General features: G+C 58.7%; 15 protein-coding genes. 9 read left to right on the forward strand and 6 right to left on the reverse strand.

Features of this window, described 5'->3' with window-relative positions:
- Position 1 precedes the first annotated feature (1 nt).
- The 7 genes from tssF to CNX70_RS19175 all read left to right on the forward strand — a co-directional run bounded on the left by tssF (position 2) and on the right by CNX70_RS19175 (position 9,258).
- On the forward strand, positions 2-1,807 hold the full coding sequence (gene tssF, locus CNX70_RS19145) for a type VI secretion system baseplate subunit TssF (protein ID WP_096236156.1): 1,806 nt from the start codon (positions 2-4) through the stop codon (positions 1,805-1,807).
- Positions 1,804-2,796, forward strand: coding sequence for a type VI secretion system baseplate subunit TssG (gene tssG, locus CNX70_RS19150; protein WP_157751157.1), 993 nt, complete (start codon positions 1,804-1,806; stop codon positions 2,794-2,796). Before tssF ends, tssG begins: the two co-directional genes overlap by 4 nt.
- Before the next feature lie 28 nt (positions 2,797-2,824).
- Positions 2,825-3,079, forward strand: coding sequence for a PAAR domain-containing protein (locus CNX70_RS19155; protein WP_096236160.1), 255 nt, complete (start codon positions 2,825-2,827; stop codon positions 3,077-3,079).
- A 12-nt stretch (positions 3,080-3,091) separates the two neighbouring features.
- Complete coding sequence (locus CNX70_RS19160; RefSeq protein WP_096236162.1) at positions 3,092-5,689, forward strand: type VI secretion system Vgr family protein; 2,598 nt, start codon at positions 3,092-3,094, stop codon at positions 5,687-5,689.
- The gene (locus CNX70_RS19165; protein WP_096236164.1) at positions 5,686-7,608 is read left to right on the forward strand and encodes an esterase/lipase family protein; all 1,923 of its coding nucleotides are present in this window, start codon (positions 5,686-5,688) and stop codon (positions 7,606-7,608) included. Before CNX70_RS19160 ends, CNX70_RS19165 begins: the two co-directional genes overlap by 4 nt.
- Positions 7,609-7,697: 89 nt before the next feature.
- Complete coding sequence (locus tag CNX70_RS28600) at positions 7,698-8,717, forward strand: T6SS immunity protein Tli4 family protein (RefSeq protein WP_167389689.1); 1,020 nt, start codon at positions 7,698-7,700, stop codon at positions 8,715-8,717.
- 64 nt (positions 8,718-8,781) lie between these two features.
- Positions 8,782-9,258, forward strand: coding sequence for a GNAT family N-acetyltransferase (locus CNX70_RS19175; protein WP_096236166.1), 477 nt, complete (start codon positions 8,782-8,784; stop codon positions 9,256-9,258).
- Positions 9,259-9,262: 4 nt separating this feature from the next.
- Here CNX70_RS19175 and CNX70_RS28340 read toward each other — a convergent pair whose 3' ends face one another.
- The 6 genes from CNX70_RS28340 to CNX70_RS19200 all read right to left on the reverse strand — a co-directional run bounded on the left by CNX70_RS28340 (position 9,263) and on the right by CNX70_RS19200 (position 12,753).
- The gene (locus CNX70_RS28340) at positions 9,263-9,436 is read right to left on the reverse strand and encodes a hypothetical protein (RefSeq protein ID WP_157751159.1); all 174 of its coding nucleotides are present in this window, start codon (positions 9,434-9,436) and stop codon (positions 9,263-9,265) included.
- Positions 9,429-9,806: a DUF2750 domain-containing protein gene (locus CNX70_RS19180; RefSeq protein ID WP_096236168.1), complete on the reverse strand. Its 378-nt coding sequence runs from the start codon at positions 9,804-9,806 to the stop codon at positions 9,429-9,431. The genes CNX70_RS28340 and CNX70_RS19180 overlap by 8 nt, the downstream gene beginning before the upstream one ends.
- The gene (locus CNX70_RS19185) at positions 9,796-10,089 is read right to left on the reverse strand and encodes a hypothetical protein (RefSeq protein WP_096236170.1); all 294 of its coding nucleotides are present in this window, start codon (positions 10,087-10,089) and stop codon (positions 9,796-9,798) included. Before CNX70_RS19185 ends, CNX70_RS19180 begins: the two co-directional genes overlap by 11 nt.
- Position 10,090: 1 nt before the next feature.
- Positions 10,091-10,480 carry an Imm1 family immunity protein gene (locus tag CNX70_RS19190; protein WP_096236172.1) on the reverse strand — a complete coding sequence of 130 codons (390 nt, stop codon included), beginning with the start codon at positions 10,478-10,480 and terminating at the stop codon, positions 10,091-10,093.
- Positions 10,477-12,117 carry a SulP family inorganic anion transporter gene (locus CNX70_RS19195; RefSeq protein ID WP_096236174.1) on the reverse strand — a complete coding sequence of 547 codons (1,641 nt, stop codon included), beginning with the start codon at positions 12,115-12,117 and terminating at the stop codon, positions 10,477-10,479. Before CNX70_RS19195 ends, CNX70_RS19190 begins: the two co-directional genes overlap by 4 nt.
- 66 nt (positions 12,118-12,183) lie before the next feature.
- Entirely contained in the window at positions 12,184-12,753 is a 570-nt protein-coding gene (locus tag CNX70_RS19200; protein WP_096236176.1) for a TetR/AcrR family transcriptional regulator, read from the reverse strand.
- A 125-nt stretch (positions 12,754-12,878) separates the two neighbouring features.
- On the opposite strand from CNX70_RS19200, the gene CNX70_RS19205 reads away from it, so the two are divergent.
- Together CNX70_RS19205 and ku are read left to right on the forward strand one after the other, a co-directional pair.
- Entirely contained in the window at positions 12,879-13,856 is a 978-nt protein-coding gene (locus tag CNX70_RS19205) for an SDR family oxidoreductase (protein ID WP_096238560.1), read from the forward strand.
- Between the two features lie 3 nt (positions 13,857-13,859).
- On the forward strand, positions 13,860-14,735 hold the full coding sequence (gene ku / locus CNX70_RS19210; protein ID WP_096236178.1) for a non-homologous end joining protein Ku: 876 nt from the start codon (positions 13,860-13,862) through the stop codon (positions 14,733-14,735).
- Positions 14,736-14,842 lie beyond the last annotated feature (107 nt).

A 14,842-nucleotide genomic window follows, 5' to 3' on the forward strand; every position in this document is an offset into this window, starting at 1 on the left:
GATGGAGGATTTGCTGCCGTATTTCGAACGCGAGCTGGTGATGCTGCGGCGACATTGCCGTGAGTTTGCCGAACGCTATCCGAGAATCGCCGGCAAATTGCACATGTCCGGCGAAGCTTGCGAAGATCCGCACGTCGAACACCTGATCGAATCGGTGGCCATGCTGGCGGCGCGCATCTCAAAACGTCTCGATGACGACTATCCGCAATTTACCGAAGCCTTGTTCGAAGCCCTGTTCCCACATTATCTGCGGCCCTTTCCATCGTGCAGCATCGTGCACCAGCCCGCCCCGGCGGCTGGAGCGGGCGTCTTGCACCTGCCAGCCGGCAGTGAAATGGATGCTACGCCCGTGCGCGGCGTGCGCTGCCGCTTCAAGACGGTCTACCACATGACGACAGGAGCATCGGTACTGGAAAGCGCGGCTTTCGATGCCATGATCAAGGCGCCGCCAGGCGTACGCCTGCCTGCATCAGCAACTTCCTCGCTGAACATCGGCATCCGGCATCTCGACGTGGCACCCGCGTCGCTGCGCGTTTTCATCGATGGCGAAGCGTCTTTTTCTGCCGCATTGCGCGATGCCTTGTTCATGCATACCGTCTGCGCTTTCGTGTCGATCGACGCGCTGCAATGGATGGCCTTGTCCGCCGTGCCTGTGATGCCCGTCGGCTTCGCCGACACGGATGCCTTGATACCTTTCGGTGCGCGCTCGCAGCCCGCCTACCGCGTGCTGAGCGAGTATTTTGCATATCCGGAAAAATTCAATTTCTTTGACATCGATATCGCGGCGCTGAGTGCTGCCCTGCCGCCTGCTTGCCAGCGCTTTACCCTGCATCTGTGCATGGCCGGATTGCGGCCCGATTCGGCTACGGCGCGCATGTTGTCCAGCATTTCCAGCGAAAACTTGAGGCTGGGCTGCAGTCCGGCGGTCAATCTCTTCCGCCAGGAAGGCGTGCCGATTTCCGTCACCCGGCAGAAAACCGACTACTCCGTGCTGGCCCATGCTACCCATGCGCATGGCTATGAAGTCGTCTCCGTCGATGCGGTGCGTTTGCTGCGCCAACGGGGAGGCGAAAGCACGCTGAGCGAATTTCGCCCCCTGTACAGCCTGCGCCATGGCGAGGGGGCGGCGCAACAGGGCCATTACTGGGTCATGCGCCACGATACGGCGTTGGCCATCAAAAGTCCTGGTCACGAAAAGAAAATCACGCTGGTCGACAGCGACTTCAATCCCTTGATCCATGAAAAGGCCAGCTTGTCGCTGTCGCTGACGTGCAGCAACCGCGATCTACCGCTGTCGCTCAAATACGGCCAGCCGCAAGGAGACTTGCAACCGTGCGGCGGCGGCCCCATGCTGCACATGCTGCGACGCCCCAGCCAGCCGCGCCGCTTTTCGCCGGGCGCGGGCCTGCACTGGCGCCTGATTTCGCACCTGGCGCTGAATCATCACGCGCTGGTCCAGGAGGGCCTGCCGGCGCTGCGCGAAATGCTGACGCTGTATGACTTGTCCCAATCGGCAAGCTCGCAACGCCAGATCGGCGGCATCGCCGCGCTGGCGCACTCGCCGACCACGACATGGCTGCGGCACAAGCGCGGCACCTCGCTGGCGCATGGCGTGGAGGTGCGCATCACGCTGGACGAGGAAGCGTTCGTCGGCAGCGGCATGCACCTGTTTGTGCAAGTGATCGATCACTTCCTTGGGCTGTATGTACAAATCAACAGTTTCATCGAACTGGTGGTGCTGTCACTGCAAAGCGGAGAGGAGCTGATCCGATGCAAACCAAGAAGCGGACTGCAGAATCTGGTGTGATCCAACACTTGCTGGCCGAGCCATACCGCTACCAGTTCATCCAGGCGGTGCGTATTCTGCTGTGCTGGCTACGCAGCAAGAACGTGTCCCATGTACAAGCTTTCGGCCAGGTATTGCGCTTCAAAAACAGCTTGTCCTTGAGTTTTCCCGCCAGTGAAATCGAACAGCTCTCGCTCGACGAGCATGAACAACTGGCCCTGGTACCGACGTTCATGCGTTTTCTGGGCGTCGGCGGCACCTTGCCCTTGCATCACTCGGAACGCATCGCCGCCTACCGCTTGTCGAGCAAGGATGCCGGCGTCTCGGCCTTTCTCGATATCTTTTCGCACCGCATGGTCGCGCTGTATTACCAGGCGTGGGAAAAGTATCGGCTGGAATCGACGCTCCAGACCCAGGCAACCGATGCACAATTGCCTTTGCTGCTGGCACTGGGCGGCGTGCGGCGCACTGCGCTGCCGCCGAGGGCCGAACCGGATGCCGTGACGCAGGACGTCGCGGCCTGGTACGCGGGTCTGCTGCGCTGCCGTCCCGTCTCCGCGCAAGCGATTGGCCGCGTGCTGGCCGAATACTGCGGCGTACCCGTCACCTTGCAACAATTTGTCGGTGGCTGGGACTATCTGGAAAAAAACCGGCGCAGCCTGCTAGGCAGTGTCAACTTTACCCTGGCGCGCGGCGCAACGCTGGGCCTGCGGCTGTGGCGCCAGGACAGGCGCGTCTGCCTGCATATCGGCCCGCTCGATCCTGCTGGCCTGCAACGCTTCCTGCCGCGCAGCGCAGGTGCGGCGGCACTGGCAAAGATGCTGACGCTGTTTGGCGTGCCGGACTTGCAATATGAAGTGCGGCTGATACTGAGTCCGCCATGCATTACCCCCCTGCTCCTGAGCGCCAACCCGTCAGAAAGACGGCACCTTGGCTGGACGACGTTCTTGCAGACCGCACAAGGCAAGGCAGGCGGCGCCGAAGTACCTTATTTGCTGCAACTGGCTTGAGCAGTCATCCCTGGAAAGCGAGGCAAGCATGAAACATGCGGGACGCGGCGTCATCCGGCTCGGAGACGCAACCGATCATGGCGGCAAGGTCATCAGCGCATCATCCGGCACCACCGTGATGGGAAAGACGGCGGCGCTGGCCGATGACACCACCTTCTGCCCCAAGTGCAAGGGCAACTTTCCCATCACGCCGGACGGCGCAGGCGCAAAACACATGGGCAAGCCGTACGCCTATGACGGCGACACCACCGCCTGCGGCGCCCACCTGATCACATCGCTATAACGGAGGCAGGCCATGCATGCAAGCATCCAGGCGGCGCTATCGGCCTTCGACCTCGCCGCGCAAGAGCAGCGCCTGCTGAAGATCGAGTTCCCCCATGAAGATGGGCCAGCCGGCGCCATCCTGCTGGTCAATTCTCTGACTGCAAGGGAAGAGGTATCGCGCGACTTCCGTTTCGAAGCCGAATTGCTGTCCGATGACGCGCACATCGCGCTCAAGGCCATGATGGGCCGCATGGTGAGCATTTCCATGCTGCGCGACGATGGCACGCTGCGCCACTTTAACGGCTATGTGGGCGAGTTTTGCCTGCTGCGCGCCGATGGCGGCTTTGCGTGGTACCGCATGGTGCTGCAACCATGGCTGGCCTTTGCGCGGCTGCGCCAGGACAATGTGTCCTTTCATGGCCAAAGCGTGATGCAGCTGACCGAAACAACGTTTGCGCACTACGGGCAGCGCGACTGGAAAACCAGCCTCCATGGCGACGATCCACAGCTCACCTGCGCCAATCAGCACAACGAAACCGACTACAACCACCTGCACCGGCGCTGGGAAGCGCTGGGCTGGCATTACTGGTACGAACACCGCGCCGATGGCCATACGCTGTGGCTCGCGGACAACAGCACCCTGGCGGACACGATCGCCACGGCATCCGGTGACGGCGCCATGCGTTTCCACGCCGAGTCGGGCTCCATGGAAGACGATGGCCTGCAGCAGTGGCAAGCCGTGCGCCGGATCGGCTCCGGGCAGCTGACCTTGGCCAGTTTCGACTATAAGAATCCGCAGCCACGCCTTGCCAGCGGCTACTCCCTGAATCGCCAGGGTGATGTATTTGCCCACGAACTGTACGAAAACACGGGCGCCTATGGCTACAAGAATGTCGATGACGGGGAGGCTCTGGCACAACGCCGCATGGAAGAAAACGACCATCTGCGCCAGTATTTCGAGGCGGCCGGCAATCACCGTGGCGCACAGCCTGGCCTTTGTTTCCGGCTCGATGGCCATTTCAGCGCCGAAGAAAAACGCTACCAGCCTGGCCAGGAGCGCCCTGACAGTATTGCCGAACGCGACTACCTGATCCTGTCAGTGCTGCATAGCGCCAGCAATAATTATCAGGTCGGCCCGAACGCCCCCTCCCACTATGTCAACAATATGCTGTGCGTGCGCCGGGACATCCGCTGGCGGCCGGGCCGTGGCTACAACAGCACGCCATGCATCGTTGCCGGCGTGCAGACGGCGCTGGTGGTCGGGCCGCCCGGGGAGGAAATCCATACCGATGCACTGGGACGCATCCGCCTGCAATTTCACTGGGACCGCCTGGGTACATTCGATGAACGCAGCTCGCCATGGATAAGAGTCATGATGCCGATGGCGGGCCCGCAAATGGGGCAAATCGCCTTGCCCCGTGTAGGCCAGGAAGTCGTCGTGCAATTCCAGGACGGCAATATCGACCACCCCATCGTCATCGGCGTGGTCTACAACAGCGCCAATCCGCCGCCATGGCAATTGCCACAGCAACGCGCCCTGTCCGGCTTGCGCAGCCGCGAACTGGGCGCCCGCAGCGCCAACCACCTGGTGCTCGACGATACCAAGGGCGCGATCCAGACACAGCTGCGCAGCGCGCACCAGGATAGCCGGCTTTCATTGGGCAACATCACCCGCATCGACGACAACGCCGGCCGCAAGGAGGCGCGCGGCGTCGGCTTTGAATTGGCCAGCAACGCCTGGGGTGCACTGCGTGCAGCCAAAGGCATGCTGATCACCACCGAAACATCAACAGGAACGGGATCAGTCAAACAGCTCGACGAAACACAAGCCCGCCTGGCGCAGGCACGCCAACTGCAAGAGGGACTGGCCGGCATGGCCGTCGACGCGGGTGCACAAGACAGCGCCGCACAACAGGGCGCCGTAGCCGATTCCATCCAGCGGCAAAACACCGCCATCAAAGGCGCCGGCGGCGATTTCCCGGAGCTGTCCGAAGCGCATTTGCTGCTGGCCAGCCCTGCCGGCATCGAGCTGAGCACGGCCCAGTCCATCCACCTGGCCGCCAGCGAGCATGTGGCGCTCACCAGCAGCAAGCATATTTCACTCGCCAGCGGCGACAGCATGTTTGCCAGCATCGCCAGGAGCTTCAGCCTGTTCGTGCACAAGGCCGGCATGAAACTGATCGCTGCTAGCGGCAAGGTCTCCATCGAAGCGCACAGCGACGAGGTGGAAATCCTCGCCCAAAAAGTGCTGTCGCTGATCAGCGAAGCGGACTGGGTCAACATCAAGGGCAAGAAAGGCATCCGCCTGCACGGCGCCAACCACATGCTGGAAATCAGCGACAAGGTGCAGTTCTTCACCTCATCCCCGGTGCTCTTCAACGGCAACCTGGAAACCCTGGCGCCGAAGAGCGTGTCGCAGGAATTTAATGAGCGGCCAGTAGCGCGTTTTGATCAGGCCGTTCGACTGCTGCAAGTCGATGGCACACCAGCTCCCGATATAGCTTTTGAGTTAATACGCGAAGATGGCCACAGAATCAGTGAAAAGAGTAGCAGTGACGGGCACACCCCAGTACAGAAAGGAGACGGCATGGATAGCTACACAATACGCTATAAGGGAGAACTTCCATGAATGACGATACGGATTTGAATGAGCATGGCAATCATCAAGGCGAGTTTCGGCAGACTGTTGGTGGGTGGGCTGAATACACCGTCAATATGACAGAAATCAACGACACGATCCGTCATGACGTAACCATTCCCCCAGGAAAAATAATTCCTATCATCTTTTTACCAGGCGTGATGGGTAGTAATTTACGCATGAGCAAGGTGCGCCAGAAAGAGTTGGACAAAAGCGATAACATCTCCTGGAGGCCAGATGACATGATGAGCGTGGCCGGAAAATGGAGTGTCGTAGAAGGTTATGGCATCGGTGGATGGTATAAAAATGCATCACCGAGAGATCGACAGATGGCCCTCGATCCAAATGAAACCGAGGTCGAATATTATATTTACAGCACAAATCAAGGAAGATTTGAACCAAGTGGCAACATCACAGGACTTTCCGATTTTCGTCACACCAACATTCCACATGATTTTGCTGGAGTGCCGCCATTGATTGCCATTAGTCCAAGAAAAATAAAAGAGAATGCAAAGTACAACATTCCAGGAATAGTAGATACCTCCTTACCCCCAGCCTTGCGTGAAACACCGGCACAAATTGCACGTTGGCGCGGCTGGAGCGAGATACTTTTTATTGGGGCTTATGGTGAAATGCTAAAGACTGCCGAATTTTTCATGAATAACATTATCAGAGAAAAAAATATTCTTCCCCATTGGCAGATAAGAGATATTCATTCTAAGAAAAATCAAGGTCCATATCCTGAAATTTCAAAATTAGTGCTACAAGCACCCAGCTCCTTCGGTGCCACATCCGGTGCTGCAATTACCGAGTCTGATCTAAAAAAAATATCTCCATGCTGGTATCCTGTTCACGCCATGGGCTACAACTTCTTGCAGAGCAATGCTATCTCCGCCGGCGTCATCGCTGAGCGGATACGTGGGCTTGTCAAAGGCTATGTGGGCTGCGGATTCAAATGCGAAGAGGTCATTCTCGTCACACATAGCATGGGAGGTCTGCTTGCACGCACCTTAATGCATCCAAGTTATGGAAATCTTGTTAACGACAAGGAAGTAAAAGTACTTGGCGTCTATCATAACGTCATGCCGTCGATAGGTGCGGCAAGCGCCTATAAACGTATGCGCTTCGGTTTTCTGGAAAAATCTGGCCCATTCAATAAAAAGACGGCACAAGTTCTGGGAATTAACGGAGAGCATGCAACTGCAATGGTAGCAAATGCTCCAGCTGCATTGGAAATGATGCCGAGCATTGCCTACGGCGCGAATTGGCTCAAAGTCGTGGACGACAAAGATCGAATTTTATGGAGCTGGCCGCAAGAAGGTCAGAACGCACTCGATAGCATTTATCTACGACCAAGCAGTAATTGGTGGCGTCTAATTAATCCAATGTGGGTAAATCCAGCAAACATTTCCCATGAAAAAGGTGGCGGATTAAAAAATGTAACCCAACGAATAAAAGATGCTTTTGCATTTTCACACTCCATCGAAAAATACTTCCACAAACAAACATACGCTAGTTACTGCGAATCAAAAGACTACCTGTCCTATGGCGAGATAATCTTCAAAGTTCCTGATGGCATGGGTGGTGGACTGACAGATTTTTTTAAGAAATTTACTCCTCCTCATGCAGAGAAATGGAAACTAATCAACGATGATGCAAAAGGAATCCTAACCGTTCAAACTGGATCACGCATACTAAAACTCAAGTTGCAGCCTGCAAAAGAGCTTGGAGATGAAACAGTTCCAGCAATCCGGTCTGCCCGCCATATTACAGGAAATATTTTTCGTCATGGATTAGCAGATGGTAGCGGCTATGAACACCAAAATAGTTACTTGAACAAAAACGTGCTTGCATCTATGCTTTACTCCATAATTCAAATTGCAAAATTAGCAAATTGGGATAAAAAATGAAATCAATTTTTATTAAATATATTTTAATAATTTTCATATTTTCCCCAATAATTGCTTGCACAAAAAATTCTATGATTAAGGAGGAAATTATGCCTGAAAAAACGAAATTAAATGGACGATTGGAAAAAATGTTTTTAAAAACTAAATTATTATGTTTCGGACGCTATGCCTTGGAAGTTCCAGTCGAATCAAAACTTATTATTGGAAGCAATACTATTGACGTGGAAAAAATAACAACAAATAATTTGCATTTTAAAATAGAAAAAGACATAGAAGAAATTCTTAAAAAAAACAATAGCGCAGAAATCACATACAACCTTGAAGGCCCAATTAAAAATAGTTGGCAATTACGCTATTACAACAGCATTCATGCAAAGGAAATGAAATTTCTATTTTTTAAAACTTACATTACAAAAGGAGATTTTACATTTATTGCTGGAGATGCTGTAGATGTGGATATCGGGGAACGAGAAGAAGAAATTGCTCGTCGACAACTGCTTCTCGCAAAAAACATACGGCTGCGTGATACGGACGAAATTCCTTCAGACCCTGGGGTTTGCTTCGAACATGGCTTCCTGGCAGAAAATTTATATAAAGAGCAAGAGATTGACAACGTCGGAATTCATTTCCCAAGCATCCCTGATATAACTTTTTCGGTGAGTTCCAATAAGGATGCATACGGCGATTACTCTTCAGAAGAATTTGAGAAGCGACTGCGTGGCGAATTATCCTTGCTCAACCGCATACAGAGTGCAAAAGACATACAGGGGGCGACTTATCCCAAACGGAACTTGTTACGCGAAGGGAAGCGGGACGTTCAGCATTGGAAGGGGGAAGAGTCACTCATCCTGCGCCCCGACGGAGTACATGATTTTGAATGGGCATTGGTAGGCAAGCCGAAAGACATCGCAAATCCATCTGTACTGGAAGTCAAGATGTACACCAAAGTCGCCCACAACATGGTCGGCGCCGCCGAAGCCGCGTCGCTGACGGACGAAGAGGCCATCGCCTTGTGGGACAAGCTGCTGTCCGGCATGAAGTTCCGGGTGAAAGTGCCGGGAGCGCCACCTGGTTCCTACTATATCGATCCGGATAAGCCCGCGCAGTAACAAGAAAGCATGCTGGCGCATGTGGCGGCATTGCGCTAGCATGGGCTTTTCTCAAGACTCAACGATGATTCATCTTCGCCCCGCCCTGCCCTTTGACATCGACGCCCTGTGGACCCTGCGCACGGTGGCCGTGCGCGTCGGTTGCGCCACGCACTATGCGCCGGAACAAATTGCAGTATGGACGGCCTCGCCCGTACCGGACTCTTATGCGGCCATGCTGGCTGCCGGTGGCGGCATCGTGGCGATGCAGGACGAGGCCATTGCCGGCTACGCCATGCTCGATGCGGACAAGCAGGAAGTCGATGCCGTGTTTGTCGATCCGGCGCGCACGGGGCTGGGCATCGGCAAGCGCTTGCTGGCGGCGCTGGAGCAGCTGGCGCGCCAGCGCGGCGTCGTCCGCCTGCACCTGTCCGCGTCGCTCAATGCCGTGCCGTTTTACGCTGCCGCCGGCTTCATCGCCCTGCGCGAGGAAGCGTATGCGCATCCGAGCGGCATCAGCCTGGCTAGCGTGGCGATGGAAAAGGTGCTGGCGGCCGCCTGAGCCGTCAGTCTTCTGTGGCAGCAGCTTCGGACTCGGCCAGACAGTGCTGCAGCTTCGCGATCAGCGCGCGCACTTCGTCGTTCCCCAGGTCCAGCGGGTCGCCGTGTGCACCGACGGCGATCAGGCAGATGGCCGAGCCATCGTACCAGGCGTCGAGGCGTTCTTCCTGATTATTCATATTGTCTGGCTTCCCCTCGCAGGTCGGCAAGCAGATCGGCAGGCGCCGCGACGCTGGCGCTGCCTTGCGACACGGGGAATACGAAAGCCTGTTGATCATTACCCCCCATGCCGGGCAGCCACTTGGCCAAAAAATCGCCGAGAGCGATGGCGCGTGGCTGGAAACCGGCCCAGTCGCCGCTGGCGCACGCTTGCGCAAACGCGGCTTCCGGCCAGAACGGGATGGCGACCTTGCCGTCGACTTGTGCCGTGGCCCAGCCGTCCTGGTGCAAGCCCCACACTTCTTGCGTATCGGCCACCTTGCGCACAAAGTAGGCATGGCGTTCGGCCGATGGCAGCCGCGCCACCTGCTTGAACTTTTCAGGATGCACGGTTTTCCCCTGCCCCGTCCCACACCCGCAGCTGCGGCGTGCACCAGCCCGTCACCATGTCGAGGGCGTCCAGTATCACGTCTTCCAGCGGGCCCTCCTGCGCGCCGTCCTGCATAGACGGGCGCAGTTCCTGCAGCAAGGCGGCCACCTGCGCCGCCGTCACGCCGCTGGCCTTATAGCGCAGCAGGATGGCGCGCAGCGTCAATAAACCTGCCCTGGCGTCCAGCGCGGCGAGCAAGTCCCTGTCGATGTCGGCGAGGATGGTTTGCGTGGTTTGCAGCATCTCAATCCGCTTCCCACGCGATACCGGCCGGCCGCGCGCCGCCTGTCCTGAAAAACGCGACGAAGGCACGCTGGCAATGTTCCACCTCCACGCACCAGGCTTCCGGATACTCGTCCACCTGGCCATTCGACAGCAGATAGCTGCAAACGCCGTCTGCCTCCTCATCGCCCAGCGAGTGAAAACTCAGGTCATCCTGCCCCGACAGATACATCAGCCAGGCGTTGCCGCCGTTGCGCAGCAGGCACAGGGCTGGCCCCTGCTCCGCATCAGTCGCCAGGGTCAGCCACAGTTCGCACTGCGCCAGCGCGCGCGCTTGCTGCAGCGCCTGCTCCAGCGCAAGGAGGCTATCCATCACATGCGGCTCGCCATGCAGATTCAGTTCCATCCTCATGCATGTTCTCCACTTAAATCAGCCGTCGCCAGCGCCGTGCTCAGGTATAGCTTGCCGCTCAGGCCTTTCAATAAACTGCTCTGGCGCAAACGGTCCATCACAGGCCCCTTCACTTCAGCCAGGTTCAGGCTGATGCCGCGCTTGGCCAGCGCGCTATTGAGCTCGATCAAGCCCAGCAAGGCCGTGCTGTCGATCTGGTTGACGGCCGACAACACCAGCACCAGGTGGCGCGCCGTCGGATGGCCGCGCAGTTCGTCTTCCACGCGCTCCGTGACGGCTTCGACATTGCCAAAGAACAGGCCCGCATCGATGCGCAGCAGCAAGACGTCGGGCAGGGTTTGCGCCTCGTAGCGCTCCACGTTGCGGAAGTGCTCGCTATTCGGAATGCGCCCCAGCACGGCAATGTGCGGACGGCTGGCGCGCCAGATCAGGGTACCCATCGACAGCAGCACGCCGATCACCACGCCCGCTTCCACGCCCAGCACCAGCACGCCGGCCGTGGTCGCCAGCAGGGCCAGCGCATCGCTGCGGTCGTAGCGCCACGACAGTTTCAAGGTGTCCCAGTCCAGCAGGCTGGCCACGGCAAAGATGATGGTGGCCGCCAGGACCGGCAGCGGCAGCAGGGCCAGCCAGCCCGTGGGCGCCACCAGCGCCAGCGCCAGCAAGCCCGCCGTGATGATGCTGGCCAGCGGCGTGTTGGCGCCCGCCTGAAAATTGACGGCCGAGCGCGAGATGGAACCGGTGACGGGAAAGCCGCCCGACAGCGCGCTGGCCACGTTGGCCGCGCCCAGGCCCAGCAGTTCGCGGTTCGTATGCAATTTTTCACCGCGCTTTTGCGCCAGGGTCTGGGCGGCGGACATGCTCATCAAAAAGATGATGAAGGCGATCAAGAGCGCCGGCGACAGCAAGGTGCGCCAATGGGTACCAGAGGTGGCCAGGTTCAGGCCCGGCAAGCCGCTGGGCACGTGGCCCGTCGTCTGCACGCCCATCGCTTCCAGGCCGCCATAGGCAACAAGCGCGATGCCGGCCAGCACCAGCGCCATCGGCGCCAGGCGCGCGCCCACGTCGGCCGCCACCTGGTTCAAGCCACAGCGCGCAAGCAGGCGCGACGCGTAACGCTTGGCCAGCCACAGGAACAGCAGACCGCACAACCCGAGGACCAGGCTGGGCGTGTGCCAGTGGGGAATGCTGGCGCCCAGCAAGGGCGTGATCTGGCCCCAGATGATCAGGATGGCCGCGCCATTGCTGAAACCGCTGATCACGGGACGCGACAAAAAGCTGGCCATGAAGCCCAGGCGCAGCACGCCACACAGCAGCAGGACCAGGCCACTGATGAAGGCCAGCTGGGCCGCCAGGACGATATACAAGGAGGAGCCGGGGTCGGCCAGCGGCGCCAGGGCGGCGGCCGTCATCAGCGAGACGATAGCCATGGGCCCCACCGATTGCGTCATGCTGCTGCCGAACAAGGCGTACAACACGGGCGGCAAGATGCTGGCATAGATGCCCACCACGGGCGGCAAGCCGGCCACCAGCGCGTAGGCCATGCCCTGCGGCACCATCATCATGGCGACAACGATACCGGCGGTAATGTCTCCGGCCAACAGAGGACGCCGGTATTGCCTGAGCCAGAGCAGCATGAATGATCCCGAAATCTGAAAACCGAAGCCTATCATGCGACGCGGCCGGCTGACAGGGGGATATGTTCAGTCTGGCAGCAATTGCGCCTTCACGGCGTCGAGGATTTCGGCCGACAGGGCCTCGTCATCGACGCAGCGGGCCAGCACCATGGCGCCCACCATGGCCGCAAACGTGGCGATCGCCTGCTGGCGCAGCTCTTCCGGTGCGCCGTCGGGCAGCAAGCCTTGCAGCAAGGCGAACTGCTGCTGCGTGGCTTGCGTAAACGCGGGACGCGCGCCGGGCGACATGCGCGCCGCATCGACGCCCATGGCCGCCGCCGGACACCCGCCGCCGGGCTGGTCGCGGTGCCTGATGGTCAGATAGTTCTCGATAATGGCCGGCAGCGCGCGCTGCGGGTCGCTGGCGACCTTCGCCCGCCAGCCTTCCAGCGACTTGTTCAAGGCATGCTGGCAGGCTTCGATCATCAAGTCTTCCTTGGACGCGAAATGGCCATAGAAGCCGCCATGCGTGAGACCCGCGCTCTTCATCAGGTCGGCCACGCCGATGCCGTCGTAACCTTTTTCGCGGAACAATCTGGCCGCCACGTCCACGATGCGCTCGCGGTTCAGCGCCGCCTGTTCCCTGCTCACTTTCATGCCGCCTCCACTATGATGTTAATCATCATCTAATTTTACACCCGTTTGCGCCACTCTGTTAGCAAGCGCACCGTTCGATGCTGGTGCCGCGCCGATACTGGATCTTCGTTTCCACGGAGGCCAGCATGAACGAGAACAAGGACCAGTCCGCCGGTAACTTGCAGCGCGCCATCCAGCAGGAGCAGGATGGCCGCGACGCCGCAGCAGAAAGCAAGCGGGACAGCAAACCTGCCGTGCAAACGGGCAGTCGCAGCCAGCCGATTCCTCCCCTGCCCGCCCAGCACCTGGCCAAGCCCGGCAGCGAAGCACAGATGCAATTGAAGCCCCGCTTCCTGGCGCCCGACTACTGCGGCAGCGGCAAGCTGGCCGGCATGGTGGCCATCATCACGGGCGGCGATTCGGGCATCGGCCGCGCCGTGGCCGTGCTGTATGCGCGCGAAGGGGCCGATGTCGTCATCATTTACCTGAACGAACATGCGGACGCCAATGAAACGAAGCGCTATGTGGAAGCGGAAGGCCAGAGCTGCCTGTTGATACCCGGCGACGTGCGCGAGCAGGGCTTTTGCCAGCAAGCCGTCAACCAGGTGCTGGAACGGTTCACGCACATCGACATACTGGTGAACAACGCCGCCTTCCAGGAACACGCGCAGTCCTTGCTGGACCTCTCCGAGGAACGCTTCGACCTCACCATGAAAACCAATGTCTACGGTTACTTTCACATGGCCAAGGCCGTGTTGCCCCATCTGCAGCGCGGTGCATCCATCATCAACACGGGGTCCGTGACGGGTTTGCATGGTTCCAAACACTTGCTCGATTATTCCACCACCAAGGGCGCCATCCATGCGTTTACCATGGCGCTGGCCGGCAACCTGCTCGACAAGGGCATCCGCGTCAACGCCATCGCACCGGGACCCGTCTGGACGCCGCTCAACCCGGCCGACAAGTCGCCCGAGGACATCGCGAAATTCGGTGCCGACACGGACATGCGCCGCCCGGCCCAGCCCGAGGAATTGTCGCCCGCCTACGTCTTCCTGGCCTCGCCCGCCTGTTCCAGCTACATCACGGGCATCATCCTGCCCGTCACCGGCAGCGTGGGGAACTAGGCCATGGCGCGCGCATTGTGGAAAGGCGCCATCAGCTTTGGCCTCGTGCACATCCCCGTCGAACTGATTTCAGCCAGTCTCGACCATGAACTGGATTTATCCATGCTGGACCGGCGCGACTTCGCACCCATCGGCTACAAGCGCTACAACAAGCGCACGGGCAAGGAAGTCGAGTGGGACGACATCATCAAGGGCTATGAATACAAGACCGATGAGTACGTGGTGCTGTCCGAAGAAGACTTGAAACAGGCGAATGTGAAGGCCACGCAAACCATCGCCATCGACACCTTTGTCGATGCGGTCGAAGTGCCGCTGACCTTTTACGCGCACCCGTATTATTTGCTGCCGGCCAAGGGCGGCGAGAAAGTCTATGCGCTGCTGCGCGAAACCTTGCGCAAGGCCGATAAAGTGGCTATCGCCAGCGTAGTCATGCGCACCAAGCTGCATTTGTGTGCGCTCGTCTGTGTCGGTGACGCCATCGTGCTCAACACCCTGCGCTACGCCGATGAGCTGCGCCCCACGGATGATCTGAACTTGCCCGGCACTACCATGAAGGCGGCGGGCATTACCGACAAGGAACTCAAGATGGCCCTGTCGCTGGTGGAGGGAATGAGCGAAACGTGGCAACCCGGGCAATACCACGACAGCTATCGCGAAGACGTGCTGGCGCTGGTCAAGAAAAAAATCAAGGCGAAACAGACCAAGACCATCACGCCGCCCGCACCCACGCCGGAAGCAGAGCGCGGCAGCAATGTGATCGACCTGGTCGCCCTGCTGCAGCAAAGTCTGGGCAAGAAGGCGCCCGCCGTGCCCACCCGCAAGCGCGCGGCCTCGTCCGCCTCCCGCAAACCGCCGCCAGCCAGGCGCAAGACGGCCTGACGCCCATCCCGGCCAGCGTAAATAGTCAAGCATATAAATGCATTGACTTTGATCAGGCTTCTCGCTAGCGTATGCACACAGCCTGCCGTCCGGCAAGCCATGTCATG

Origin of the sequence: Janthinobacterium svalbardense, assembly GCF_002327145.1 — a bacterium.
GTDB classification, from domain to species: domain Bacteria; phylum Pseudomonadota; class Gammaproteobacteria; order Burkholderiales; family Burkholderiaceae_D; genus Janthinobacterium; species Janthinobacterium tructae.